At 69.7% G+C, this 24,600-nt stretch carries 22 protein-coding genes; 10 read left to right on the top strand and 12 right to left on the bottom strand.

Annotated features, from left to right (window positions below; genetic code table 11):
- Positions 1–47 precede the first annotated feature (47 nt).
- Together AORI_RS53805 and AORI_RS53800 are read right to left on the bottom strand one after the other, a co-directional pair.
- The gene (locus AORI_RS53805; RefSeq protein WP_016332932.1) at positions 48–1,181 is read right to left on the bottom strand and encodes a sugar ABC transporter substrate-binding protein; all 1,134 of its coding nucleotides are present in this window, start codon (positions 1,179–1,181) and stop codon (positions 48–50) included.
- A 473-nt stretch (positions 1,182–1,654) separates the two neighbouring features.
- A complete protein-coding gene (locus AORI_RS53800) occupies positions 1,655–3,409 on the bottom strand; it encodes a DEAD/DEAH box helicase (protein WP_016332931.1) in 1,755 nt (584 codons plus the stop codon).
- A gap of 264 nt (positions 3,410–3,673) precedes the next feature.
- On the opposite strand from AORI_RS53800, the gene AORI_RS53795 reads away from it, so the two are divergent.
- Positions 3,674–4,777, top strand: a complete 1,104-nt coding sequence (locus tag AORI_RS53795) for a YihY/virulence factor BrkB family protein (protein WP_016332930.1) — start codon at positions 3,674–3,676, stop codon at positions 4,775–4,777.
- A 134-nt stretch (positions 4,778–4,911) separates the two neighbouring features.
- Positions 4,912–8,037 (top strand): efflux RND transporter permease subunit, encoded by a 3,126-nt coding sequence (locus tag AORI_RS53790; RefSeq protein WP_016332929.1) that lies wholly within the window; start codon positions 4,912–4,914, stop codon positions 8,035–8,037.
- Between the two features lie 88 nt (positions 8,038–8,125).
- Here AORI_RS53790 and AORI_RS53785 read toward each other — a convergent pair whose 3' ends face one another.
- Together AORI_RS53785 and AORI_RS53780 are read right to left on the bottom strand one after the other, a co-directional pair.
- On the bottom strand, positions 8,126–8,962 hold the full coding sequence (locus AORI_RS53785) for a hypothetical protein (RefSeq protein WP_016332928.1): 837 nt from the start codon (positions 8,960–8,962) through the stop codon (positions 8,126–8,128).
- 120 nt (positions 8,963–9,082) lie between these two features.
- Positions 9,083–9,325 (bottom strand): DUF3039 domain-containing protein, encoded by a 243-nt coding sequence (locus AORI_RS53780; RefSeq protein WP_007033595.1) that lies wholly within the window; start codon positions 9,323–9,325, stop codon positions 9,083–9,085.
- A 58-nt stretch (positions 9,326–9,383) separates the two neighbouring features.
- Between AORI_RS53780 and AORI_RS53775 the strand changes: the two genes are divergently transcribed.
- From AORI_RS53775 to AORI_RS53760, 4 genes are read left to right on the top strand one after another with little or no spacing between them, the layout of a single operon-like run.
- Positions 9,384–10,190 (top strand): sporulation protein, encoded by an 807-nt coding sequence (locus AORI_RS53775; RefSeq protein WP_016332927.1) that lies wholly within the window; start codon positions 9,384–9,386, stop codon positions 10,188–10,190.
- Complete coding sequence (locus tag AORI_RS53770; protein ID WP_016332926.1) at positions 10,190–10,834, top strand: HD domain-containing protein; 645 nt, start codon at positions 10,190–10,192, stop codon at positions 10,832–10,834. The genes AORI_RS53775 and AORI_RS53770 overlap by 1 nt, the downstream gene beginning before the upstream one ends.
- Positions 10,835–10,843: 9 nt before the next feature.
- Positions 10,844–11,761 carry a pseudouridine-5'-phosphate glycosidase gene (locus tag AORI_RS53765; protein ID WP_016332925.1) on the top strand — a complete coding sequence of 306 codons (918 nt, stop codon included), beginning with the start codon at positions 10,844–10,846 and terminating at the stop codon, positions 11,759–11,761.
- The gene (locus tag AORI_RS53760; RefSeq protein WP_016332924.1) at positions 11,758–12,630 is read left to right on the top strand and encodes a carbohydrate kinase family protein; all 873 of its coding nucleotides are present in this window, start codon (positions 11,758–11,760) and stop codon (positions 12,628–12,630) included. Before AORI_RS53765 ends, AORI_RS53760 begins: the two co-directional genes overlap by 4 nt.
- Before the next feature lie 73 nt (positions 12,631–12,703).
- On the opposite strand, the gene AORI_RS53755 is transcribed toward AORI_RS53760, so the two are convergent.
- Positions 12,704–13,057 (bottom strand): DUF3099 domain-containing protein, encoded by a 354-nt coding sequence (locus tag AORI_RS53755; protein WP_043848012.1) that lies wholly within the window; start codon positions 13,055–13,057, stop codon positions 12,704–12,706.
- A 17-nt stretch (positions 13,058–13,074) separates the two neighbouring features.
- Positions 13,075–14,340, bottom strand: a complete 1,266-nt coding sequence (locus AORI_RS53750) for an amidohydrolase (RefSeq protein ID WP_016332922.1) — start codon at positions 14,338–14,340, stop codon at positions 13,075–13,077.
- 27 nt (positions 14,341–14,367) lie between these two features.
- Here AORI_RS53750 and AORI_RS53745 point away from each other — a divergent pair, with 27 nt between their 5' ends.
- The 4 genes from AORI_RS53745 (at position 14,368) to AORI_RS53730 (ending at position 19,704) form a co-directional block, all read left to right on the top strand.
- Positions 14,368–15,864, top strand: a complete 1,497-nt coding sequence (locus AORI_RS53745; protein ID WP_016332921.1) for a DUF7782 domain-containing protein — start codon at positions 14,368–14,370, stop codon at positions 15,862–15,864.
- Complete coding sequence (gene dtd, locus AORI_RS53740; RefSeq protein WP_016332920.1) at positions 15,864–16,289, top strand: D-aminoacyl-tRNA deacylase; 426 nt, start codon at positions 15,864–15,866, stop codon at positions 16,287–16,289. The genes AORI_RS53745 and dtd overlap by 1 nt, the downstream gene beginning before the upstream one ends.
- A gap of 247 nt (positions 16,290–16,536) precedes the next feature.
- Entirely contained in the window at positions 16,537–17,568 is a 1,032-nt protein-coding gene (locus AORI_RS53735) for a sigma-70 family RNA polymerase sigma factor (RefSeq protein WP_016332919.1), read from the top strand.
- A gap of 477 nt (positions 17,569–18,045) precedes the next feature.
- The gene (locus AORI_RS53730; protein ID WP_016332918.1) at positions 18,046–19,704 is read left to right on the top strand and encodes a fumarate hydratase; all 1,659 of its coding nucleotides are present in this window, start codon (positions 18,046–18,048) and stop codon (positions 19,702–19,704) included.
- A 92-nt stretch (positions 19,705–19,796) separates the two neighbouring features.
- Here the strand turns inward: AORI_RS53730 and AORI_RS53725 are convergent, their stop codons facing one another.
- The 6 genes from AORI_RS53725 to AORI_RS53700 form a co-directional block, all read right to left on the bottom strand.
- Positions 19,797–20,204, bottom strand: a complete 408-nt coding sequence (locus AORI_RS53725) for a hypothetical protein (protein WP_016332917.1) — start codon at positions 20,202–20,204, stop codon at positions 19,797–19,799.
- A gap of 168 nt (positions 20,205–20,372) precedes the next feature.
- On the bottom strand, positions 20,373–20,843 hold the full coding sequence (locus AORI_RS53720) for a hypothetical protein (RefSeq protein ID WP_016332916.1): 471 nt from the start codon (positions 20,841–20,843) through the stop codon (positions 20,373–20,375).
- Positions 20,844–20,879: 36 nt separating this feature from the next.
- Complete coding sequence (locus tag AORI_RS53715; protein ID WP_016332915.1) at positions 20,880–21,677, bottom strand: ABC transporter permease; 798 nt, start codon at positions 21,675–21,677, stop codon at positions 20,880–20,882.
- A complete protein-coding gene (locus AORI_RS53710; RefSeq protein ID WP_016332914.1) occupies positions 21,655–22,512 on the bottom strand; it encodes a 2-aminoethylphosphonate ABC transporter permease subunit in 858 nt (285 codons plus the stop codon). Before AORI_RS53710 ends, AORI_RS53715 begins: the two co-directional genes overlap by 23 nt.
- Positions 22,509–23,570: an ABC transporter ATP-binding protein gene (locus AORI_RS53705; RefSeq protein ID WP_016332913.1), complete on the bottom strand. Its 1,062-nt coding sequence runs from the start codon at positions 23,568–23,570 to the stop codon at positions 22,509–22,511. Before AORI_RS53705 ends, AORI_RS53710 begins: the two co-directional genes overlap by 4 nt.
- Entirely contained in the window at positions 23,567–24,586 is a 1,020-nt protein-coding gene (locus AORI_RS53700) for a 2-aminoethylphosphonate ABC transporter substrate-binding protein (RefSeq protein WP_016332912.1), read from the bottom strand. Before AORI_RS53700 ends, AORI_RS53705 begins: the two co-directional genes overlap by 4 nt.
- Between the last annotated feature and the right edge of the window lie 14 nt (positions 24,587–24,600).

The following is a 24,600-nucleotide window of genomic DNA, read 5'->3' as shown; positions in this document are numbered from 1 at the left end:
CGCTCCGTCGGGGGAACACACCGGCCCGGTCGTCTGGATTTAACGGGTCAGGAGATACCGAGCTGCGTGCACGCCGCGGCCAGGTCGCCGCCGCAGATCTCGGCGGCCTTGACGTAGCCCTGCGTCACGACCTCCTTGACGCCGTCCTTGGTGGTCAGCTTCGGCTCGAGGAGCACGGACTTGACCTCGCGGTTGCCCTTCGGGTCCTTCGCCTTGCCGGTGGCCAGCGCGTCGGCGCCCGCCTTGTCGCCCTTGGCCAGCAGGACGGCGAGCTTCGCCGCGGCCTCGGCCTCTTCCTTGATGGGCTTGAAGACGGTCATGTACTGGTCGCCGCGCAGGATGGCCATGAGGCCGTCCGCGGTGGCGTCCTGGCCGGTGACCGGGACCTTGCCGTTGAGGCCGTTCTTCTTCAGCACGGTGATGACCGCGCCGGCGAGACCGTCGTTCGCGGCGACGACGCCGTCGACCTTGCCCTTGTTGTCGGTCAGGATCTGCTCGAAGGTCTGGCCGCCCTTCTGGTTGTCCCAGTTGTCGATGGCCTGCTCGCGCACGAGCTTCAGGTCGCCGCTGGCGAACTTCGGCTGCAGCACGGACTTCTGGCCGTTGGCGAACAGCGTCGCGTTGTTGTCGGTCGGGGCACCCTCGATCATGACGACCTCGGCGCCCTTCTTGTCCTTCAGCGCGTCGGCGAGGCCCTGGCCCTGGAGCTGCCCGACCTTCTCGTTGTCGAACGAGACGTAGTAGTCGGAGCTGCCGCCGAGGTTGAGGCGGTCGTAGTCGATCGTCGGGATGCCCGCGGCCTGCGCCTTCTTGGCGACGGCCGAGCCGACCTCGCCGTTGATCGCGGCGATGATCAGGACCTTGACGTTCTGCGCGATCATGCCGTCGGCCAGCGTGGTGAACTTCTGGACGTCGCCCTGGGCGTTCTGGACGTCGGCGTCGAAGCCCGCGTCCTTGAGCGCCTTGGTCAGGAAGGGCTTGTCGAAGGACTCCCAGCGGGCGGAGGTGGCGGTCTCCGGCAGGATGACGCCGACCTTGCCACCGGCGGCGGCGCCGCCCGGGGCGGGGGCGGACTGCGAGGAGTTGCCGCTGCCCGAGTCGGCGGTGTTGGCGCCACAGGCGGAAAGCACCAGGCCGGCGCCCACCGTCGCGGCGAGGAGGGTAAGGGTTCTGCTGCGCATCCTCGTTCCTTCCGGATCTTGCTCGCGGGCGGCGATCCTGAGGGACCGGTCGCACCATCGCGCATATGTTGTGGGCGACAACATATGCCGCCGAACGGGTTTCGCGGAAGACGGCTGAATCGATTAAGCCTCATCAAATGGACACGGTTTGGCAACGTGGCCGTAGCAAGGCGTATGAAGTCTAGGTGCGCTGACGGTGTGACCGCCACCACTCACTCAGCGTGATCATTCCAGTTGAGCGTGGTGCCGACACCCTGGATCGAACCGGCGGTTTCGCGTGACTGGACGGACGACACGCGTGATCCGCGGGACGACACGCTGTGCGGCGGGGTCCCGCCGCGAGTCGTCCTCCTGAACACGCGTGTCGTCCATCCACACACGTGTGTCGTCCATCCCCGCTCGCTGCTATGAAAGGTCCTTTCCTTGCAAATTTTGCAAGGAAAGGACCTTTCATAGCGCTTGGTACGGGGCGGTCACCAAGAACGCAGGGTGACGATCCGCTCTTCCAGCTGCTCCACCGAAGCCATCGCGGTCGGCGGCCCGCCGCACACCCGGCGCAGTTCGTTGTGGATCGCGCCGTGCGGCTTCTTCGTGCGGTGGTGGTGGACGCCCACCAGCGCGTTCAGCTCCTTGCGCAGGCTGCCGAGCCGCTCGCTGACCGACTGCGGCCGCGCGACCGGCGCCGCCTCCTCGGCCTTCGGCTTGCGCCGCTTCTCGTCGGAGAGCTGCTCCTCCTGCCGCTTCCGCAGCAGCGCGCGGACCTGGTCCGGTTCGAGCAGCCCCGGCAGGCCGAGGTACTCCTGCTCCTCGTCGGAACCGGAGAACACCGCGGTGCCGAACGAGTTTCCGTCGTAGATCACCTGGTCGAGCTCGGCGGAGGCACCCAGCGAGGTGAACGCCTTCTCCTCCTCGCCCGGTTCGTCCTCGGTGCGGTTGGCCTGGGCCAGGAGTTCGTCGTCCCAGCCCTCCTTCTCGCGGTGCGGCTTGCCGAGGACGTGGTCGCGCTGCGCCTCCAGCTCACTGGCCAGTTCCAGCAGCACCGGCACGCTCGGCAGGAAGACCGAAGCCGTCTCGCCGGGTTTGCGCGAACGCACGTACCGGCCGATGGCCTGCGCGAAGAACAGCGGGGTCGACGCGCTCGTGGCGTACACACCGACCGCCAGGCGCGGGACGTCGACGCCTTCGGACACCATCCGGACCGCGACCAGCCAGCGGTCCGTCGAATCGGAGAACTCCTTGATCCGCCCCGACGCCTTGGGGTCGTCGGAGAGGACGACCGTCGGGTTCTGGCCGGAGATGCGCTGCAGGATCTTGGCGTACGCGCGCGCCGAGTCCTGGTCGGTGGCGATCACCAGACCGCCCGCGTCCGGGATGCCGTTGGCGCGAAGCTGCGCGAGACGGGTGTCCGCGGCCTGCAGTACCGAAGGGATCCATTCGCCCGCCGGGTCGAGCGCCGTGCGCCAGGCCCGCGCGTTCTGCTCGGCGGTCAGCGGCTCGCCGAGCCGCGCGGTGAACTCCTCCCCCGCGCTGGTGCGCCAGGAGGCCTCACCGGAGTAGGCGAGGAAGACGACCGGCCGGACCACGCCGTCGGCGAGCGCGTCGGCGTAGCCGTAGGCATGGTCGGCCTTGCTGCGCTGGAAACCCGAGCCGTCGGCCTCGTAGGTGACGAACGGGATCGGCGAGTCGTCGCTGCGGAACGGTGTCCCGGTGAGCGCCAGACGGCGGACGGCGGGGGTGAACGCCTCGCGGATCGCGTCGCCCCACGATTTCGCGTCGCCGCCGTGGTGGATCTCGTCGAGGATGACCAGCGTCTTGCGGTTCTCGGTGCGCACGCGGTGCAGCGACGGATGCGCGGCGACCTGCGCGTAGGTCACCGCGACACCTTGGTAGTCACGCGAGGTGACGCCGGTGCCGTTGCGGAAGTTCGAGTCGATCGCGATACCGGCGGCCGCGGCCGAGGCGGCCCACTGGTGCTTGAGGTGCTCGGTCGGCGCGACGATGGTGATCCGCTCGACGGTCCGGTCGCTCAGCAGCTCGGCGGCGATCCGGAGACCGAACACCGTCTTGCCCGCGCCCGGCGTCGCCACGGCCAGGAAGTCCTGCGGTTTCTTCGTGAGGTACTTCGTCAGCGCTCGCCGCTGCCAGGCACGCAGCGGGCGGGCCGTGCTGTCCTTCGCCGCGGGAGGCGCGCCCAGCTCGCCTCGATCGCGCTCAACGGTTTCCGACATGCAGGTCCCCCTCCTCCCTCATCCGAAACGCCTGGTCATCCACCCTGACACAAGCGAAAACCCCCACTTGGGTATCCGGCCGCGACGCCGGCGCCTGAGGTGAGGGCACTCCGGTGAGCCTACCTTCCAGCCCCGTGGAACGCCGGAAGCGCCACCCCCGTTGTCGGTTTACTCACCCGAAAACCCAGGGGTGGCGAGCCGAATGGCGCGGCATGGACCATGCTGGACACCGTCAAGGGCGCTCGGCGCCGGCGGAGGAGCTGCATGAGCGAGGAGAACGGCCGTCCCGACACGGCCGCCGAGGTCGCGAAGGGCCGCAGGGGGCCGTTGCGCCTGCTCAGCCGCACGCTCAGCAAGGCGTGGGACGGCAACATCTTCTCCGAGGCCGCCGAAGCCGCCTTCTGGCAGACGTTGTCCCTGCCCCCGCTGCTGCTCGGTCTCCTCGGTTGCCTCGGCTTCGTCGGCGACTGGTTCGGCCAGGAGGTCGTGACCGCCGTCCACGACCGGATCATCACCTTCAGCAAGACGATCTTCAGCGACAACGCCGTCCACGACATCATCGAGCCGACGGTCAACAGCATCCTCACCGTCGGCAAGGGCGAGATCGTCTCCGTCGGCTTCCTGATCTCGCTGTGGGCCGGTTCGTCGGCGATGTCGTCGTTCGTCGACGCGATCACCGTGGCGCACGACCAGTACGGCGTCCGCAACGACGTCTGGCAGCGGATCTTCGCGCTGCTGCTGTACCTGGCCGGGCTGGTCATCCTCGTGGTCGGGCTGCCGCTGCTGGCGATCGGGCCGGACCTGCTCCCCCAGTTCTTCCCCACCGACTGGCGCGGCACGGTGTCGTACTGGGTCGGCACGCTGTACTACCCGGTGCTGGCCGTGATGATCGTGCTGGCGCTGACGACGCTGTACAAGCTGGCCCTGCCGCGACGGCTGCCGTGGCACCGCGGGCTGCCGGGCGCGATGCTCGCCATGGTCGTGTTCCTGCTCTCCAGTATCGGGCTGCGGATCTACCTGAACTGGATCACCAAGACCGGCTACACCTACGGCGCGCTCGCCGCGCCGATCGCGTTCCTGTTGCTGATGTTCTTCATCGGGCTCGCGGTGGTCGGCGGCGCGTACTTCAACAGCGCGATCCAGGAACTGTGGCCCGCCAAGGCGACGAAGCGCCAGCGCCGTAAATGGCGGCGGCTGGAAATGGAGCGCGCCAGCGAACGGATCCGTGCCGAAGAGGGTCGCAAACTGTGGGAACGGACGACCGTCCCGCTCCGCCGTCCCCGTCAGGACGACGAGACCGAATCAGAACAATCGGTGAACGAAGAAACGCAGAGCGAAGCCGATCAGGTGACCGAACGGCAAAATTGAGGCCGGTCTGAGCAGGACCTCATCCCGAAGTCGTACTCCGATTCCACCCGTGGTGTGAATCCAGTCCACCCCCCGCCGTGAAAAGCTCGCGGTAATCCGCACGTACCCGAGCTGTCTTCCTGGGGGATCCCGTCATGTCCACGCTGGCCAGACTGAGCCTGCGCAACCGAAGTCTCATCGGGCTGCTCGCCCTGGTGGTGATCGGCTTCGGCGCCTTCGCCCTGCCGCAGCTGAAGCAGCAACTGTTCCCGTCATTGCAGTTCCCGCAGGCGCAGGTCGTCACGCCGTACGCGGGCGCGTCGCCGGACGCGGTCGACCGTCAGGTCACCGAGCCGCTCGAAGGCGGGCTGCAGGGTTTGAAGGGGCTCGAAGAGCTGAGCTCGACGTCGTCGGAGGGGCTGTCGCGGATCACCGCGCAGTTCGAGTTCGGCACGGACATCGACGCGGCCGTCGGGCAGATCCAGCGCGTCATCGACGGGCTCAAGGCCCGGCTGCCGCAGAACAGCGAGCCGACGGTGGCCGCGGGGTCCACCGACGATCTCCCGGTCGTGCTGCTCGCCGCCGGCACCACGGGTGACCCGCAGGCGCTCGCGCCCGCGCTGACCGGGGAGGTCGCGCCGGAACTGCGCAAGATCGACGGCGTCCGCGAGGTGGACGTGACCGGTGCGCGGCAGCCGCGGGTCACCATCGCGCTCGACTACGCGAAGCTGGCGGCCGCGGGGGTCGACCCGTCGTCGATCGCCACCACACTGCAGACCGCCGGTGCCGCCGTCCCGGCCGGGACGCTGACCGAGGGCGGCAAGACGCTCACCGTCCAGGTCGGCGGCGGACCGACCACAGTGGACACGATCAAGAACCTGTACCTGACACCGGCTTCCCGCCCCGGGGCGCCGGCGGGCAAACCGGTGAAGCTCGGTGATGTCGCGGACGTCCAGGCGGGTTTCGCGCCGCCGACGTCGATCACGCGCACCAACGGCAAGCCGAGCCTCGGGCTCTCGATCACCATGGTGGAGAACGGGAACGCGGTCGCGATCTCGGAGGCGGTGCGGGACAAGCTGCCCGGGTTGTCGAAGAAGATCGGCGCCGAGATGAGCGTCGTGTTCGACCAGGGCACCCCGGTCAAGGACGCGATCAGCGGCCTGACCACCGAAGGCCTGCTGGGGCTGGCGTTCGCGGTCGTGGTGATCCTGCTGTTCCTGATGTCGGTGCGCTCGACGCTGGTGACGGCGGTGTCGATCCCGCTCTCGGTGGTCGTGGCGCTGCTGGCGTTGTGGACGGGTGATCTTTCGCTGAACCTGCTCACCCTCGGCGCGCTCACCATCGCCATCGGGCGGGTGGTCGACGACTCGATCGTGGTGCTGGAGAACATCAAACGACATCTGGCCTACGGCGAGGAGAAGCAGCGCGCGGTGCTCGACGGCGTGCGCGAGGTCGCGGGTGCGGTGACGTCGTCCACCCTTACCACGGTCGCGGTGTTCCTGCCGATCGCCTTCGTGGGCGGGTTCGTCGGCGAGCTGTTCTCGCCGTTCGCGATCACGGTCACCGTGGCACTGCTGGCGTCGCTGCTCGTGTCGCTGACGATCGTGCCGGTGCTGGCGTACTGGTTCCTCAAGCCGCCCAAGGCCCCGGCGGACGAACGCGAGGCCGAGCTCACGCGCCAGGCCGCCGAGGACAAGGAACGCCGCGGGCTGCTGCAGCGCGGGTACGTGCCGGTGATCCGGTTCGCGACCCGGCGCCGCGTCACCGTCGTGCTGCTGGCGCTGATCATCTTCGGCGGCACGGTGGGGCTGGCCTCACAGCTGAACACCAACTTCCTCGACCAGTCCGGCTCGACGACGCTGAGCCTTTCGCAGAAGCTGCCGCCCGGCACCAGCCCCGAGGCCAAGGAGAAGGCCGCGGGCGCGGTGGAGCAGGCGCTCGCCGCCGAACCGGCCGTCGAGACCTATCAGGTCAGCATCGGCGGGGGCAACTTCTTCGGCGGCGGCGGGACGGCGACCAGCATCCAGGTCACCGTCGCCAAGGACACCGACCTCGACGCGCTGTCGGATCGCTTGCGGGGCAAGCTGGACAAGCCGGAACTCGGCGAGGTGAAGATCGGCGCGGAAGCCGGCGGGTTCAACTCCGACCAGGTCTCGATCACCGTCACCGCGCCGGACGAGGCGGCGCTGAAACCCGCCGCCGAGCAGGTCCGCCAGGCGCTGACCGGCATCCCGGACCTCACCGAGGTGACCAGTGACCTCGCGCAGGGCTCGCCGCGCGTGCAGGTCGAGGTCGACGCCGCCAAGGCCGCCGCGAGCGGGCTTTCGGCGACCACGATCGGCCAGATCGCGAACCAGGCCATCGCCGGCCGCACGGTGACCCAGCTGCCGGTGGACGGTCAGCGCACGGACATCGTGCTGCGCGCGGGCACGGCCCCGGTGTCGGTCGACGCGGTCAAGGCACTGCCGATCCCGAGCGCGACCGGCGTGGTGCGGCTGGACTCCGTCGCCACCGTGTCCACAGTGGACGGCCCGGCCGCGGTGCACCGCACCTCGGGCGAGCTGAGCACCACGGTCACCGCCAAGAACACCGGCGCGGACCTGGCGGCCACCACGAAGGCCATCCAGTCCAAACTGGACGGACTGACCTTCACCGGCGGCGCGGCGTACAAGCTCGGCGGCGTCAGCGAGGATCAGCAGGAGGCGTTCGGGAACCTGTTCCTCGCGCTGCTGGCCGCGGTCGCGATCGTGTACCTGATCATGGTGGCGACGTTCCGCAGCCTGATCCAGCCGCTGATCCTGCTGGTGTCGATCCCGTTCGCGGCGACCGGCGCGATCGGGCTGCTGCTGGCCACCGGGACCGCGCTGGGCCTGCCCGCGCTGATCGGGATGCTGATGCTCGTCGGCATCGTGGTGACCAACGCGATCGTGCTGATCGACCTGATCAACCAGTACCGGGCTTCGGGGATGAGCGTCGCCGACGCCGTCGTCGAAGGCGGCAGGCGACGGCTGCGGCCGATCCTGATGACCGCGGCGGCGACCATCTTCGCGCTGATCCCGATGGCGCTCGGGCTGACCGGGCAGGGCGGGTTCATCGGGCAGCCGCTGGCGATCGTGGTGATCGGCGGGCTGGTCAGCTCGACCCTGCTGACGCTGATCCTGGTGCCGACGCTGTACACGATGGTCGAGACGCGGAAGGAGAAGCGCCGCGCGAAGAAGGCGGCCCGCCGGACCCCCGCGGCCCCGCGCTCGGAAGACCTCACCCCGGAACCCGCCCGGTAACCCGTAACTCGCGTGATCGAAGCCGTAACTCGCGTGCTTGGAGCAGGTACGCCTCCAATCACGCGAGTTACGCGTCTGATCACGCGTGTCACGCCTTCCGGAACCGCCAGGTCTTGCTGTCGAAGGCCACGCACCACGAAGGCGACAGTACGACGACCCGCAGGGTCCCGTCGGCGGCGACGTCGATGCCCTCGGTCTCGAAGTTCCCGCTGCAGGTGCTCTTCAAGGGCAGCTGCCCCAGCGACGTCACCCGCCCGGTCACGTCCGAACCCGACAGCGCACCGGAAAGATCCACCTGCAGCAGCGGCTTCGTGGTCCCGAACAGCGAGCCTTCGGGATCGTCGGACGCGCACAGCAGCCGGGTCGCGGTGACGAAGTCGCAGCCCTGGATGTCCCGCACCGGCTTGTCCAGCCGGATCGCGGACGAGTACGGCAGGTTCGCCGACGGGTTCGTGTGCGCGACGCCGGGCATCGGGTGCACGAGGAGCCGGTCCATCGTTCCCCACTCGCCCGCCACCATCCAGCGCGCGTCCGGGGTCACGGCGGCGAACGAGTTGTTGTTCGCCTCCCACGATTCCAGCGCGTGCGTGTAGTTCGCCCATTTCCCGTCGGGCGACTCGACGCGGAAGAGCTTCGCTCCCCGGTCGTCGCGCTGGTACGGCTCGACGTACCAGCCTTGCGCGGAGCCCGGGTCGCCGACGTGGTTCCAGCCCTGGGTCGAGAGGCTCATCGGGACGGTCGCGATCCCGGTGTAGCGGTAGATCGTCCCGGACGGCCGTTCGATGGTGGCCAGGCCCTGGCCCTCGTCGAGCGGGCGGGCGTTGTCCGAGCCGACGGTGGTCCAGCCGGTGACGGCTTGGGCGGCGGCGGGTGAGAACACCGCGACCAACGCGGCGATGGCGAGCACGATCCCGGTTCTACGCATGAAGGCTCCGTCCCGGCTGGGTTTCGCTGGCGGGTACTGATTACCAGCGAAAACCGGGACGGGCAGCCGCCATGTGAAGGATTTTCAGATTTTGTCCGGTATCGGACACCGGACGGACACTCAGTCGCCCGGCTTGAGACCGTCGTAGATCTTCTTGCAGTCCGGGCAGACCGGCGAACCGGGCTTCGCCGACTTCGTCACCGGGAACACCTCACCGCACAGCGCCACCACGTGCGTGCCCATGACCGCGCTTTCGGCGATCTTGTTCTTGCGCACGTAGTGGAACATCTTCGGCGAATCGTCGTCGGTGCCGTCGGTGCCCTCGGGACGGGTATCCGGCTTCGGAAGGGTCTGAGTACTCACCCCTCCATAATGCCCCAAATCCTCCTGCGCACACCGGCGACCTGGCAGGATCTCGCCCATGTTCCAGAAGGTGCTCGCGACGTTCGGCTCGGGCGGGGCGAAGATCGACGCCCGGCTGCTCGACCGCACGGTCTCCCCCGGCCGCCCGTTGCGCGGCGAGGTCCTGCTGCTCGGCGGCGAAGTCGATCAAGAGATCAACGGCCTCTCGGTGAAGCTGCTCGCCAGGGTCACGCTCCCGGACGAACGCCGCCCCGGCGTCGAGGACCTCGAGTTCGGGTCCCAGCAGCTCGCGGGCAACGAGCGCATCGGGCCCGGCCAGCAGGTGCGGATCCCGTTCGAGGTCGCACTGCCCTGGGAGACGCCGATCTCCAGCGTCTTCGGCAAACCGCTGAACGGGATGGCCGTCGGCCTGCAGACCAGCCTCGACATCGCGAACTCCGTCACCGACCCGGTCGACGTCGACGCCGCCGCGATCGAGCCGCTGCCCGCGCAGAAACGGATCCTCGACGCCTTCAGCCGGATCGGCTTCGTCTTCCGCGAGGCGGTGCTGGAACGCGGCCGCGTCGACGGCGCGGTCCAGCAGCTGCCGTTCTTCCAGGAGATCCGCTTCACCCCTTCGCCGCGGTTCGCGCCCGTCTTCACCTCGGTGGCGGTGACCTTCCTCTCCTCACCGTCGGAGACCCAGGTCGTGCTGGAGGTGACCAAACGGGTCCGGGTGTCCAAGAGCGGCGGCTTCGGCGGACGCGGCCAGGAGTTCCTCGGCCTGTTCAAGGTCGATCACGCCGCGCTGGAGCGGGTCAAGTGGGAGCCGCAGCTCGAAGGCTGGCTGCACGAGGTGGCCAAGGCACGCGGGATCTTCGACTGATGGACTGGCCGACCGCGATCACCCGGCTCGGCGGCGATCACCGGATCGCCGCCGTCGCGTGGACCGACCTCCAGACCCGCTACGCCGAACCGCACCGCCGCTACCACGATCTGCGGCACGTCACGGCCGTCGCCCGGGACAGCGGGGACCTCGCCGTCGCCTTCGGCCTTGGCGCTCGCGAGCGGGCCCTCGTCGCCATCGCGGCGTGGACGCACGACGTCGTCTACGACGCCCGCCCCGGTGAGGACGAACAGGCGAGCGCGGCCTGGACCCGCGACGAACTCACCAACGCCGGCGTCCCCGAGGCGGATGTCGAGCGTGCCGAAGAGCTGGTCCTCAGCACGATCCACCACGCCGCCCCCGACGAAGACCTCCTCGCCACGGCACTGCTGGACGCCGACCTCGCCATCCTCGGTGCCACACCGGAGGACTACGAGCAGTACGCGACCGGTGTCCGGGAGGAGTATTCGATCTACTCCGACGAGGACTGGCGGGCGGGCCGCGTGGCCGTCCTCGAGAACCTGCTGGCCAGGCCGCGGCTGTACCGCAGCGACATCGCGCGGGCACGCTGGGAGGCCAAGGCGCGCGAGAACCTCTCGAACGAACTGACCCGATGGCGTGACGCGGACCCACATCACCGATGATGTTCGTTCGTGACTCCGCAACTGTCCCTTCACGAAGAGGTCGCCTCCGCCCTCGCCGCCGGTGACCCCGTCGTCGCGCTGGAGAGCACCATCCTCTCCCACGGTCTCCCGCCCGGCCGCAACCTCGACGTCGCCCGGCGGCTGGAGAAGGTCGTGCGCGACGGCGGCGCCGTCCCCGCGACCATCGCCGTCCTCGACGGCGTCCCGCTGATCGGCCTCACCGGCGAGCAGCTGGAACGCGTCTGCGCGCCCGGCGCGGACCTGGACAAGCTCTCCCTGCGCGACATCGGCCCGGCCGTCGGCCTCGGCCGCTCCGGCGCGACCACGGTCGCCAGCACCGCGGCGCTGGCCGCCGCGGCCGGGATCGGCATGTTCGCCACCGGCGGGCTCGGCGGCGTGCACCAGGGCGCGGCGCAGAGCTGGGACGTGTCGGCGGATCTGGGCGTGCTCGCGAAGGTGCCGACCACGGTCGTCTGCTCGGGAGTGAAGTCGGTGCTCGACATCGCCGCGACCCTCGAGGTGCTGGAGACCAACTCGGTGCCCGTGCTGGGCTACCGCACCGGCGAGTTCCCGGCGTTCTACCTGCGCTCGTCCGGTTTCGAGGTGCCGTGGCGGGTCGACGACGCCGCGCAGGCCGCCGCGGTCATCGCCGCCCACCGGGCGCACGCGACTTCCGGGGTACTGCTGGCGAATCCGATCCCGGAAGCGTCCGAAATGGACCGGGCGCTGCACGACCGGCTGCTCGCCGAAGGGCTCGAACTCCTCAAGACCCGTGGCGTGCACGGGAAGGACGTCACACCGGTGCTGCTGGAGCACTTCCACACCGCCAGCGAGGGCGTGAGCCTCGACGCGAACGAGGCACTGGTGCTGTCCAACGCGGAACTGGCCACCGAGGTCGCCGTCGCGCTCGCCGGGACCGCCGCATGAGCGGCATCGTCGTCGTCGGCGACGTCGGCCTGGACGTGGTCGCGCGGCACGAAGGCCCCATCCCGCACGGCGGCGACATCCGCGCGAAGGTCCACTTCACCAGCGGCGGCGCGGGTGCGAACACCGCGCTGTGGCTGCGGGCCGAGGACACGGAGACCACGCTGGTCGCCCGGATCGGGGACGACTCCGGCGGCCGCATGGTGAAGAGCGAACTGGAGGCCGCGGGCGTCCGCTGCGAGTTCGCGGTGGATCCCGAGGAGCCGACGTTCTGCGTCGTCGTGCTCGTCGACGGCGCCGGTGAACGGAGCATGCTCGCCGACCGCGCCGCGAACGCGAAGTTCAGCCCCGAGGACGTCACCGAGGCGGCGCTGGCCGGGGCGAGTCACCTACACCTCTCGGGCTACGTCCTGCTGTACCCCTCGTCACGGCCCGCGGCGCTCGCCTCGCTGGCCGCGGCGAAGAAGGCCGGGCTGACGACGTCGGTCGACCCGCAGGCGGCGACGCTGATCACCGATCCCGCGGCGTTCCTCGACGACGTGCGCGGCGTCGACCTGCTGATGCCGAACACCAGCGAGCTGGTCGCGCTGACCGGGTCGAGTGATCCCGAGGCGGCGAAGGAACTGCTGGACTACGTCGGCGAGGTCGTGGTCACCGCCGGTCTCGACGGCGCCAGCTGGGTGGACGCGAGCGGCACCATCACCTCGGTGCCCGCGCAGCCGGCGGAGTGCGTCGATTCGACCGGTGCCGGGGACGCCTTCGACGCCGGTGTGCTGGCGGCGTGGCTGCGCGGCGAGTCCACCGTGGAGGTGCTTCGGGCGGGGACGCGGCTGGGGGCCCGGGCGGTCGCGAAGGTCGGGCCGCAGCCGTAGCCGAATGCCATGAAAGGTCCTTTCCTTGCAAAATTTGCAAGGAAAGGACCTTTCATAGCACGCGCGAAACGAGTCAGCCGCCGTCGATGACGCGGTGACCGGAGCTCTCGATCCGCGTCGGCTCGGCCTGGTACCGGTTGACCTTTTCGCTCTTGCGCGGCGGCCGGTCGTTGGCGATCAGCACGGCGACCCACGGCAGCGGGATCGAGATCGCGATCAGCGCCAGCGCGAGCCACCAGGTCTGGTAGAAGATCCCGGCGAGGATCAGGCACGGGATGCGGAACGACATCATGATGATGTACTTCCGCTTCCGCTTGGCCAGCTGGTCTTCGTAGGACGGGGCGGCTTCGGTGATCAGCACCGGAGCGGGTTCCCTCGGTTCGGGACCGTGGGCGGGCGCGTTCACAGCACCACCTCCGGCTTCCATGCTCCCACTCTCCCGACTCATCCGACACCCGGGTGGGTGAGCCGGTGCAAAGCCGCGACCACGAGCGTCTCGACGCCCGCCGAAAGCGTCGGATGCGGGACCGGCGCGAAGAGCGGCGAATGGTTCGACGGGATGTCCTGTTCGAAGCGCCCGGCGGTCATCGCGGCGATCACCTTGCCCTCGTCCAGGCCGCCGACCAGCCAGAACACCGACGGCACCCCGGCGGCGCGGCCGAACTCGCTGAAGTCCTCGCTGCCGGTGACCAGCGGCGCGGGCATCACCCGGCCCTCGCCGAAGTGGTCGCGGAACGCGGCGGTGAGCCCTTCGGTGGCCGCGTCGTCGTTCTCGGTGACCGGGAACGCGCCGATCCGCTCGATCTCCGGCGGTTTCGGCGCGCCCGCGGTGGCCGCCTCGCCCTGGACGATCCGCTCGACCGCCGCGACGACCTTCTCCCGTACGGCCTGGTCGAACGACCGGATGTTGACCTCGAGGACGGCCTGGTCGGCGATGATGTTGTGCGCGGTGCCGACGTGCAGCGACCCCACGGTCACCACCGCCGATTCGGTCGCCGAGATCTCCCGCGACACGATGGTCTGCAGCTTGAGCACCACGGACGCGGCGAGCACGGCGGGATCCACCGTGGTCTCGGGCCGCGAGCCGTGCCCGCCCCGGCCGTGCAGGGTGATGCGGAGCGCGTCGGTGGCCGCCATGATCACGCCCGGCCTGGTCAGCACCCAGCCCGCCGGGCCGGGGACGACATGCTGGCCGAGCACGACGTCAGGCTTGCCGGCGGGTTCGAAGACGCCGTCGCGGACCATGCCGGCGGCGCCGTCCCCGGCCTCCTCCCCCGGCTGGAAGACGACCATCAGCGTGCCGGACCAGTGCTCGCGTCCGGCCGCGAGCAGCGAAGCCGCGCCGGAGAGCCAGGTGGCGTGCATGTCGTGGCCGCAGGCGTGCATCACCGGGACGTCGCGGCCGTCGGCGTCGGCCCCGCGCGCGGTGCTCGCGTACGGCAGGCCGGTCTTCTCCTCGACCGGCAGCGCGTCGATGTCGGCGCGCAGCATCACCTTCGGGCCGGGGCCGTTGCGCAGCACGCCCAGCACGCCGGTACGCCCGATGCCGGTGTGCACCTCGTAACCGTCGGCCTCCAGCCGCCGCGCCAGTTCGGCGGCGGTGCGGGTTTCGGCGAACGACAGCTCCGGATGCCGGTGGAGGTCGGTGTACAGGTCTTCCAATCCGGGCAGCGCCGCCTGCAGCGGTGCCAGGACACTCTCAAGGCTCACGACGCAATCCTGGCAGTATTACCGACCGTGAGCACACGAGCGGCCCTCCCCGACCTGTCCGACGACGTTTGCGCGAGGCTCCGTGACGCCTTCCGCCGGACGGGTTACGACGCCGACGGCGTGGTCGGCGCCCTCGGCTCCGCGCACGGCGCCCTCGGGCGCGGCGAACCCGAACTCGCCTACCGCGCGACACGCGACGCGGGTGAGCTCGGCACGCTGATCCGGCTGTTCCTCCTGGGGTCGACCGAACCGGAGAAGGACGTCGAGGCCGCTTTCGCGCCGCTTTCCCTCGATGACGCGGTCGCCGCCACCCTGCTCGTGCCCGTGGCCGACGGCTACCGCGCCGGTCTCGACGTCCGCCCGCACGGCGACGACGAAGGCTCGTGGTGGGTCGTCGCCGACCTCGACGCCGACATCCTGGGCCGCACCGTGCCCGAAGACCACGTGCTCGGCGTCGGGCACGCCTCCCTCAGCCTGATCCGGGCCACCAGCCGCCGCGAGGTCGGCAGCCTGCTCGACGTCGGCACCGGCAACGGCGTCCAGGCGCTGCACGCCACCCGGCACGCGAAGAAGGTCACCGCGACCGACGTCTCGGCCCGTGCGCTGGCGCTGGCCGCGGCGACGTTCCGGCTCAACGAGCTGGACGTCGAACTCGTCCGCGGCGAATGGTTCGCGCCGGTCGCGCGGCGCCGGTTCGACCAGATCGTCTGTAATCCGCCGTTCGTGGTGGGCCCGCCGCGGGTCGACTACACCTACCGTGACTCCGGTCTCGCCGGTGACGACGCCAGCGCGCTGGTGGTGCGGCAGCTGCCCGGGTTCCTCAACGACGGCGGCACCGGCCAGCTCCTGGCGTCCTGGCTGCACGTGAAGGGCGAGGACTGGGGCGATCGGGTGACCCGCTGGCTGCCGGCCGAGACCGACGCGTGGTTCGTCCAGCGGGACATCGCGGACCCGGGGCTGTATGTCGGCACGTGGCTGCGTGACGCGGGCATCGACCCCCGGTCTCCCGAAGGCCGCGCGAAATCCGGAGCGTGGCTCGACTGGTTCGACGAAAACGACGTCCAGGGCATCGGGTTCGGCTTCGTCACGCTTCGCCGGGCGGACGGCGCGACCCCGACGATCGTGTGCGAGGACCTGCGCCAGGCCTACGACGACCCGCTGGGTGCCGAGGCCGCGAACTGGCTGGATCGCGTGGAATGGCTTCGCACCAACGGGGATTCGCTCCTCGATGTCCGGTTCAGGGTCCCGGAGACCGTGCTTCTGGAGAGCGTCGCCGAGCCGGGCGAGGAGGGCTGGGCCACGACCGTCCAACGGCTGCACCGCACCGACGGTCCCGGTTGGTCGCACGAAGTGGACGAACTCGCGACACGACTGCTCGCCGGTTGCCAGGGCGCTTTGCCCCTGGAGGATCTGATCGTGCTCCTGGCGGCCGCTCAGGGCCTGGAACCGGAGGAACTGGCCGAGGCCGCGCTGCCCGTCGTCCGGGAACTGGTCCGGCACGGCATGCTGCTGCCCGCCGTCTGATGCGGGCGGTGGTGGCGAGGGTCACGGAAGCGAGCGTGACCGTCGGCGACGAGGTGACCGGCGCCATCGACGAGCCGGGTTTGCTGGTGCTGCTGGGAATCCATGCCGACGACGACGTGTCGAAAGTGCCGGCGATGGCGCGCAAACTGCACGAAGCTCGCATACTTCGCGACGAGGAGTCCTGCGCCACCACCGGCGCTCCCCTGCTCGTCGTAAGCCAGTTCACTCTTTACGGCGACACCCGCAAAGGCCGCCGTCCGTCCTGGACGGCGGCCGCCCGGCCCGAGGTCGCCGAACCGCTCGTGACGGCCGTCGTCGACGCGTTGCGCGAACGCGGCGCACGGGTCGCAACCGGTCGCTTCGGGGCCATGATGGCGGTCCGGAGCGTGAACGACGGTCCGTTCACCCTCCTCATAGAGGTCTAGACCACGTTTCTTTCTCCCGGGCGCGGGCATTCTCAGGAAAAGCTCAGGGTTGGTCGAGCAACGCCCCAGGTCAGCCGCCCGTCTCCTCTGTAGCGGCCGGGAACGTTTTCGGACCTCCCGGCGTTGAGCCAAGTGTCCAGCCAAGCTGGGCCGACGAGGAGTAGCGGGTTTTCCACAGGGCCTGCTACGCCGAGGCGGATCCGGCGGACACATCGCAGCACGTTCAGCCCGTGACCGGGGAGGCAGAATGTCAGTCCAGACTCTCGAACGCGAAGCGCGCGGGATTCGCGAGCGCCGTATCCCGGCGCAATCCACCCAGGAGCCGGTGAGCACGGGGGCGCTCACCGACGCCGACCTCGACGCCCAGAGCCCGGCCGCGGACCTCGTTCGCGTGTACCTCAACGGAATCGGCAAAACGGCACTGCTGTCCGCCGCCGACGAGGTCGAGCTGGCCAAGCGCATCGAAGCCGGCGTGTTCGCCCAGCACATGCTGGACACCGCCGAGGGCCTCACGCCGAAGCGGCGTTCGGAGATGTCCGCCCTCGTGCGCGACGGCCACAGCGCGAAGAACCACCTGCTGGAGGCCAACCTCCGCCTCGTGGTCTCGCTCGCGAAGCGGTACACCGGCCGGGGGATGCCGCTGCTCGACCTGATCCAGGAGGGGAACCTGGGTCTGATCCGCGCGGTGGAGAAGTTCGACTACTCCAAGGGGTTCAAGTTCTCGACGTACGCCACCTGGTGGATCCGCCAGGCCATCACCAGGGGGATGGCCGACCAGGGACGCACCATCCGGCTGCCGGTCCACCTGGTGGAACAGGTGAACAAGCTGGCGCGCATCAAGCGCGACCTGCACCAGCAGCTCGGCCGGGACGCCACCCACGAGGAGCTGGCCGCCGAATCGGGTATCCCGGCGCACAAGATCTCCGACCTGCTCGACCACTCGCGTGACCCGGTGAGCCTCGACATGCCGGTCGGCACCGAGGAGGACGCCCCGCTCGGTGACTTCATCGAGGATTCCGAGGCGACCGACGCCGAGAGCGCCGTGATCTCCGGTCTGCTCCAGGACGACCTGCGCCGCGTGCTCGCGACGCTGGACGACCGCGAGTCCCAGGTGATCCGCCTGCGCTACGGCCTCGACGACGGCCAGCCGCGCACGCTCGACCAGATCGGCAAGCACTTCGGGCTCTCCCGTGAGCGCGTTCGGCAGATCGAGCGAGAGGTCATGTCGAAGCTGCGTCAGGGTGAGCGGGCGGACCGCCTGCGCGCCTACGCTTCGTAGTGCTGCTCGACCTGTCGGCGTAGCTGAAGGCGTACTTGTCAAAGTGACGACACGCGAACCCGCCACGGCCGAAGGCCCCGCTATCGCGGTGGCAGGGCGCCCTCTTCCCCATCGTGGGATGGATGACCGGGCAGCGCCCTGCCGACGTCGATCGCGGTCGCGGGTTCCCTCAGGCGCCGAGCCTTTCGGCGCGGAAAAAGCAACACCCGTTCGGCAGCGTTGACTTATGACCTGCGTCACGAGACCGTCGAGCAGGTAAAAAGTCTTCGCGGTCGGGTGTTCGCGCCCGGATCGCTTTCCCCGGGAGGTCGGGTCCGTCGGGGTGGGCCCGGCCTCCCGAACCATTTGTGGGGCGCGGCGACAAAATGCGGAGTGCGAATTGCATTCCCACGCCTTCGCTCCGGACGTGGCGCCGGTCACGTCGGGCCCGCCTAGTACCGTGAGCGGGTTCCCGATGCCGGCAAAGGAGCCCGCGCAGTGGCGCCCACCACGTTCCAGTACACCGAAGTCCTTCCCCTCGCCAAGGACACCCGCACCGAGTACCGGCTGATCGGCACCGAAGGTGTCGAGGTCGTCGAAGCCGCGGGCCGGAAGTTCCTCAAGGTCGAGCCCGAGGCGCTGACCAAGCTCGCCAAGACCGCGATCACCGACATTCAGCACCTGTTGCGCTCGTCACACCTGGCGCAGCTGCGCGCGATCGTCGACGACCCCGAGGCCAGCGGCAACGACCGGTTCGTCGCGATGGACCTGCTGCGCAACGCGGCGATCTCCGCCGGCGGCGTCCTCCCGATGTGCCAGGACACCGGCACCGCGATCGTGATCGGCAAACGCGGCGAGGGCGTGCTCACCGGCGGCGACGACGAGCGCGCGCTCTCGCGCGGTATTTTCGACGCCTATCAGGAGTTGAATCTGCGCTATTCGCAGATGGCGCCGGTGAATTTCTGGGATGAGCGCAATACGGGCACCAACTTGCCCGCACAGATCGAGCTCTATCACAAAGACGGCCAGGGCGACCCGAGCTATGAATTCCTGTTCATGGCCAAGGGCGGCGGCAGCGCGAACAAGACGTTCCTCTATCAGGAAACGAAAGCCGTCCTGAACCCGAAGCGGCTCGCGAAGTTCCTCGACGAGAAGCTGCGCAGCCTCGGCACCGCGGCCTGCCCGCCGTACCACCTCGCGATCGTCGTCGGCGGCACGTCGGCGGAGTTCAACCTGAAGGTCGCGAAGCTGGCCTCGGCCCGCTATCTCGACGACCTGCCCACCGAGGGTTCCGAGCTGGGCCACGGTTTCCGCGACGTCGACCTCGAGCAGCAGGTGCTGGAGATGACGCGCCAGTTCGGCATCGGCGCGCAGTTCGGCGGCAAGTACTTCTGCCACGACGTCCGCGTGATCCGCCTGCCGCGCCACGGCGCGTCCTGCCCGGTCGGCGTCGCCGTGTCGTGCTCGGCCGACCGCCAGGCGAAGGCGAAGATCACCGCCGACGGCGTGTTCCTGGAGCAGCTCGAGCGCGACCCGGCGCAGTTCCTGCCGGACGTCACCGAGGACGACCTGTCCGACGAGGTGGTGACCGTCGACCTGAACCGGCCGATGGCCGAGATCCGCGCCCAGCTCTCGCAGCTGCCGGTGAAGACCCGCCTGTCGCTGACCGGCCCGCTCGTCGTCGCCCGCGACATCGCGCACGCGAAGATCGCCGAGCGGCTCGACGCGGGTGAAGAGATGCCTCAGTACCTTCGCGACCACCCCGTGTACTACGCGGGCCCGGCGAAGACGCCCGAGGGCTACGCGTCGGGTTCGTTCGGGCCGACCACCGCGGGCCGCATGGACTCCTACGTCGAGCAATTCCAGGCCGCGGGCGGTTCGCTGGTGATGCTGGCGAAGGGCAACCGGTCCAAGAAGGTGACCGCCGCGTGCAACGAGCACGGCGGGTTCTACCTCGGCTCGATCGGCGGCCCGGCCGCGCGGCTGGCGCAGGACTGCATCAAGAAGGTCGACGTGCTCGAGTACGCCGAGCTGGGGATGGAAGCGGTCTGGAAGATCGAGGTCGAGGACTTCCCGGCGTTCATCGTGATCGACGACAAGGGCAACGACTTCTTCGAGGCCACGTCGGAACCGGTGCTGCAGATCAGCTTCCGCTGACAGCCCGGCCCAGTGTCATGAAAGGGTCGTTCAGGACGTTTTTCGTCCTGAACGACCCTTTCATGACATCGCGGGGATGACTCCCCTGAGCGTTATCGCATCTGCTTCAGGACCACGGTCCGCTCCCCCAGCGGCGCCGAAAGCGCCACCGAGATCACCGGATGCCGGATGTCCATCGTGCACATCTGGCCGGTCTGGCCCTTGAGTTCGGTCAGGTTGACGGTGACCCTGGTCCCGTCCTGCTGCGCGGCCTCCGCCGTCGCGTGCCCGCAGCCGCCTTCCTGGCCGCGGATGTTCAGGATCGTCCCGCCGTTGCTGGTGTACACCTCACGCGGGTAGTCCGCGGGCAGTGCCGACGCGTCGAGCTGTTTGTCCGGCAGCTTGGTGCTGCCTTCCGGAACCTCCTGGCGCGGCGCACCGGGAACGCCCGGCTGGCTTCCCGGCTTGCTGCTCGGGGCGGGGGCCGACGACGAAGGCGGTGCGGTCGGGGACGGCGGCACGGTACTCAGGGTGCCGCTCCCGGGTCCGGCCGCGGGTTCCGCCGCCTGGTTCTGCGCCCCGCAGGCGGATACCGCAACGACGATCAGGCCAAGGCCGATGACATTCGTTAAGTACCTCATGTGACTGGGACGGAACGAAGCCGCCATCGGGTTGCATCCCCGGCCCGATCAAAGGACGACGGTCCGGGTCCCGAGCGGCTCGGCGAGTTTCACCGGCAGGACGACGTAGCGGATCACCTGCGGGCACATCTGCCCCGGCTTCCCGTGGTCGATGGTCACGTGGACCACGACCCGCTGCGCGTTCTCTTCGGCGAGGTTCGCCCTCGCCTCGTCGCAGCCGCTCAGTTCGAGGTGCACGTTCAGGCCGCCGTTCTCGGCGCTGACCTGCGCGGGCAGCTGGGTCTCGACCTGGGACGGCGGCAGCATCCTGTCCGAGGGCGGCGGGCCGACGGTCGGCCGTGACATGGGCGGTTTCGCGACCGGCGGGCTCGCCGGGAGCGAGGTGGGCAGATCCGAAGGGGTGGTGACGACCGGAGGGGTGCTCGTGTTCGCCGGCGCTCCAGGGCCTCCCGCGCCGCAGGCCGCCGTCGTCGCGGCGAGCACGATCACCGCACCCAGCGTCTTCGCTGCGTTCATCATGGTTTCAGGACGGAACGAACCTCGCGCGCGGTTGCATCACCGCTGGGCAGCGCGTCCCCGGACCAGCCCGAGCAGCACCACCCCGGCGAGGGTGACGGCCAGCAGCAGCACCGTGCTCGCCGACGCGAGGAACACTTGTCCCCGGTCGGTGAGCGCGAAAATGCTCGCGGGCAGCGTTCGCCAGTCCGGCGGGTACAGCATCATCGTCGCGCCCAGTTCGCCCATCGACATCGCCAGCGCGAGGCTCGCCGACGCCGAGATCGACGGCAGCAGCACCGGCAGCCGCACGCGCAGCAGCACGCGGACCGGCGACGCGCCGAGGCTCGCCGCGGCCTGTGCCAGCAGCGGATCCATCCGCGCGATCGCGGCCGAGACCGTGCTGTAGGAGAACGGCAGCAGGATCATCACGTGCCCCAGCAGCACGATCCAGCGCGTGCCGTTGAAGGCGAGCGGTGGACGGCTGAACGCGACGAGCAGCGCCAGCCCCAGCACCACCGACGGTACCGCGATCGGCAGGTGGAACAGGGTGTCGACGGCCTTCCGCAGCTTCGGCGGCGCCGACGGCGACGCGAGCGCGGCCCACGTGCCGAGCAGCACCGACACCAGCGACGCGATGACGCCGGTCTGGATGCTCACCGAGAGACTCGCGAACGTCTCCCCGGACAGCGCCTGCGCGAAATGCGAGCCGGTGAGCGCGCCCGGCAGCAACCCGGTCCAGTTCCCGGCGACCGACGCCAGCACGATCATCAGCAGCGGCGCCAGCACGATCGCGGTGAACAGCACCGCGAACACCACCCACAGCAGGACGCGGCTACGCCTGGTCCACAGCAGCACGGCGGCCTCCCTTCGTCAGTCGCCGGTAGGTTCCGTACAGGGCCAGGGAGAACAGGACGTTGACCACCGCGATGACACAGGCCTGCGGGAAGTCGAAGGTGACGATCCCCTTGCCGTACACCAGCATCGGCAGCGTCGTGACGTCCTTGGCGCCGAGGAACAGCACGATGCCGAACTCGTTCATCGCCAGCAGCATGGTCAGGCAGGCACCGGATGCCAGTGACGGCAAGGCCTCCGGCAGGATCACCTGGCGCAGCACGCGACCGGGTTTCGCGCCGAGGCTGGCCGCGACCTCCATCTGCGCCGAGGAGACCTGGCCGAACGCGGCGAGCGCGGGCCGCATCACGAACGGCGTGTAGAAGGTGATCTCCGCCAGCAGGATCCCGAACGGCGAGTACAGGAACCCACCCGCGCCCAGGATTCCCGCGCCGCCGTAGATGAAGGTGAACGCGAGCGCGATGAGGAACGACGGGAACGCGAGCACGGTGTCCACCAGCCGCGAGAGCGTCCGCGCGCCGGGAAACGGCACGAACGCGATCACCAGCGCGAGGAACGTCCCCAGCACCACGCAGCCCGCGGTGGCGCCGAGCGCGAGCGCGACGGTCTTCCAGGCGGCGTCCCGGAATTCCGCCGAGCCCAGGACGTCCAGCCAGACCGACAAGCCGAACTCGCCGGTCTTCGATTCCAGCGACTGCAGGACGACCAGCACCAGCGGGTAGCCGAAGAAGCCGAGCAGGCCGAGCACCGGCGGCAGAAGGAGCCAGCCGCGACTGGGTCGTTTCTCCTGCCGCCGCGCCGGTGCCGCCGCCGTGGTGGCGAGCGCGAGGCCGGTCATCCGACGCCCACCAGCGGGCAACCGTCCGGAATGGACACTCCGACGCGCTGCCCCACGTCCGGGAGGCCGTCGATGTCCGGAACCTCGGCCCGGACCTCGTTGCCGTCGTGCGCGAGTTCGAGGTCGAGCCGGAAACCCGTGCCCCGCCACTGGACACCGCGCAGGACCGCCGGCAGCGCGCCGGGGGTGTCCGCCGCGGTGATCCCGACCCGGTGCGGCCGGACGCCGAGCGCGACGGGCTGGCCCGCCCGGAAGGTCCCGGACGGGTCGGCCGCCAGTTCGCGATCGCCGAGGCGGACCCTGGTGCCGTCGGCCTGGATCAGCTCGACCGGGATGAGGTTGGACGCGCCGAGGAAGCTCGCGGTGAACTCCGTCGACGGCCGCTGGTAGAGCTCGCGGCTGGGCCCGAGTTCGACGAGCTTCGAGTCGCGCATGACGGCGATCCGGTCGGCCAGGGCCAGCGCCTCGCCCTGGTCGTGGGTGACGTAGATCAGCGTGGTGTCGGGCAGTTCGGCCCGCAGCCGCAGCAGTTCCGCGACCATGTCCTCGCGCAGGGCGGCGTCCAAAGCGGACAGTGGTTCGTCGAGCAGCAGCACCCTCGGGCGGATCGCCAAGGCCCGCGCGAGGGCGACACGCTGCTGCTGTCCGCCCGAAAGCTCACGCGGGTAGCGCCGGGCGTACTTGCCCATCCCGACCAGTTCCAGCGCCGCGGCGACCCGGCCCGCCGTCTCGGCACGGGGTGTTTTCCGTGCCTTGAGGCCGAAAGCGACGTTGGCCTCGACCCGCATGTGCGGGAACAGCGCGTAGCTCTGCACGACCACGCCGAGGCCGCGCCGGTGCGGCGGCAGCTCGGTGACGTCCTCGCCGTCGAGCAGGACGCGGCCGGTGCTCGGCACGACGAAGCCCGCGAGCGCCTTCAGTGCCGTCGACTTGCCGGAGCCCGACGGTCCGAGCATCGCCAGCGTCTCCCCTCTCGCCACGGTGAGGTCCAGTGGCGAGAGGGCGGTCGTCCGGCCGAAGCGGACGGACACGCCGCGGAATTCGACCGCCGGGGTCATCGGCCCACGGCCTTCTTGTACGCGGCGAGGTCGGCGTCGAGCTTCGCGAGGACGGCGTCCCAGTCCGGCTGCCAGATCTCGACTCCGGCGAGGGCCGCCTTCACCTTGTCCGCGCGCGGGCCGGACGGCGTGACGTCGGTCCTCGACGGGGCACCGAAGGCGTCGACGGCCTTGCCCTGCACCTCGGGCGAGAGCAGGAAGTCCAGGAACTTCTTGGCGTTCTCGGCGTGCGGCGCGTTGTTCACCAGGCCCGCGTAGTACGGGAGGGCGAAGGTGGAGCGCTTGCCCTGCGCGTCGGCCGGGAAGAAGACCTCGAAACCGCCGCTCTTCTCGATCGCGGCGAGGTTCATCTGGACGTCGCCGTTGGCCACCAGGATCTCGGCCTTGGCCACCTTCGGCTGGAGCTTGCCGGTGGAGGACGACGGGCCGACGTTGTTGGCTTCGAGCTTCTTGAGGTAGTCGAGCGCGCCCTGCTCACCGAGGACGTGCTGGAGCTGCAGCAGGACCGCGGTGCCGTCGCCCGCCTCACCGGGGGTCGAGTACTGGAGCTTGCCCTTGAGCGACGGCGACAGCAGGTCGTCCCAGGTCTTGGGCGAGACCTGCGGGTTGCGGATGAAACTGAGGTAGTTGTTCATGAGAGCGAAGTAGCGGCCCTGGCCGTCCTTCTGCCCGGCGGGCACCTGGTCGATCCCGGCGGGTGCCGAGGCGGCCAGCAGGCCCTGCGACGCGGCCCGCTGGATGAACGGCGGCAGCGTGACCAGGATGTCGGCCTGGGTGTTGGCCTTCTCCTTCTCCACCCGCGAGGCGACCTCGCCGGAGCCGGCGGTCACCGCCTGGACGGTGATCCCGGTCTTGGCCTTGAACTCCTCGATGCGCTGGGCGTACCAGTCCTCGAGACCGTCCACTGTGTACAGCGTGACGGTCTGGTCGCCGGACGCGCCACCGGCGGTTCCGCCGCAGGCGCCCAGGGTGAGGGCGAGCAGGGCGGCGAGGGCGGTGGCCGCGAGTTTCTTCATGTCGTCAAAGCTCC

Origin of the sequence: Amycolatopsis keratiniphila (genome assembly GCF_000400635.2) — a bacterium.
Taxonomy (GTDB): domain Bacteria; phylum Actinomycetota; class Actinomycetes; order Mycobacteriales; family Pseudonocardiaceae; genus Amycolatopsis; species Amycolatopsis keratiniphila.
The sequence above is the reverse complement of the archived record's forward strand: the minus strand, read 5'-3'. Positions and strand labels throughout refer to the sequence as shown.

What these genes read in the sequence shown, in the direction of transcription:
- AORI_RS53805 (WP_016332932.1), bottom strand. Translation starts at nt 1,181, where the DNA reads ATGCGCAGCAGAACCCTTACCCTCCTCGCCGCGACGGTGGGCGCCGGC.
- AORI_RS53800 (WP_016332931.1), bottom strand. Translation starts at nt 3,409, where the DNA reads ATGTCGGAAACCGTTGAGCGCGATCGAGGCGAGCTGGGCGCGCCTCCC.
- AORI_RS53795 (WP_016332930.1), top strand. Translation starts at nt 3,674, where the DNA reads ATGAGCGAGGAGAACGGCCGTCCCGACACGGCCGCCGAGGTCGCGAAG.
- AORI_RS53790 (WP_016332929.1), top strand. Translation starts at nt 4,912, where the DNA reads ATGTCCACGCTGGCCAGACTGAGCCTGCGCAACCGAAGTCTCATCGGG.
- AORI_RS53785 (WP_016332928.1), bottom strand. Translation starts at nt 8,962, where the DNA reads ATGCGTAGAACCGGGATCGTGCTCGCCATCGCCGCGTTGGTCGCGGTG.
- AORI_RS53775 (WP_016332927.1), top strand. Translation starts at nt 9,384, where the DNA reads ATGTTCCAGAAGGTGCTCGCGACGTTCGGCTCGGGCGGGGCGAAGATC.
- AORI_RS53770 (WP_016332926.1), top strand. Translation starts at nt 10,190, where the DNA reads ATGGACTGGCCGACCGCGATCACCCGGCTCGGCGGCGATCACCGGATC.
- AORI_RS53760 (WP_016332924.1), top strand. Translation starts at nt 11,758, where the DNA reads ATGAGCGGCATCGTCGTCGTCGGCGACGTCGGCCTGGACGTGGTCGCG.
- AORI_RS53755 (WP_043848012.1), bottom strand. Translation starts at nt 13,057, where the DNA reads ATGGAAGCCGGAGGTGGTGCTGTGAACGCGCCCGCCCACGGTCCCGAA.
- dtd (WP_016332920.1), top strand. Translation starts at nt 15,864, where the DNA reads ATGCGGGCGGTGGTGGCGAGGGTCACGGAAGCGAGCGTGACCGTCGGC.
- AORI_RS53735 (WP_016332919.1), top strand. Translation starts at nt 16,537, where the DNA reads ATGTCAGTCCAGACTCTCGAACGCGAAGCGCGCGGGATTCGCGAGCGC.
- AORI_RS53720 (WP_016332916.1), bottom strand. Translation starts at nt 20,843, where the DNA reads ATGATGAACGCAGCGAAGACGCTGGGTGCGGTGATCGTGCTCGCCGCG.
- AORI_RS53710 (WP_016332914.1), bottom strand. Translation starts at nt 22,512, where the DNA reads ATGACCGGCCTCGCGCTCGCCACCACGGCGGCGGCACCGGCGCGGCGG.
- AORI_RS53705 (WP_016332913.1), bottom strand. Translation starts at nt 23,570, where the DNA reads ATGACCCCGGCGGTCGAATTCCGCGGCGTGTCCGTCCGCTTCGGCCGG.
- AORI_RS53700 (WP_016332912.1), bottom strand. Translation starts at nt 24,586, where the DNA reads ATGAAGAAACTCGCGGCCACCGCCCTCGCCGCCCTGCTCGCCCTCACC.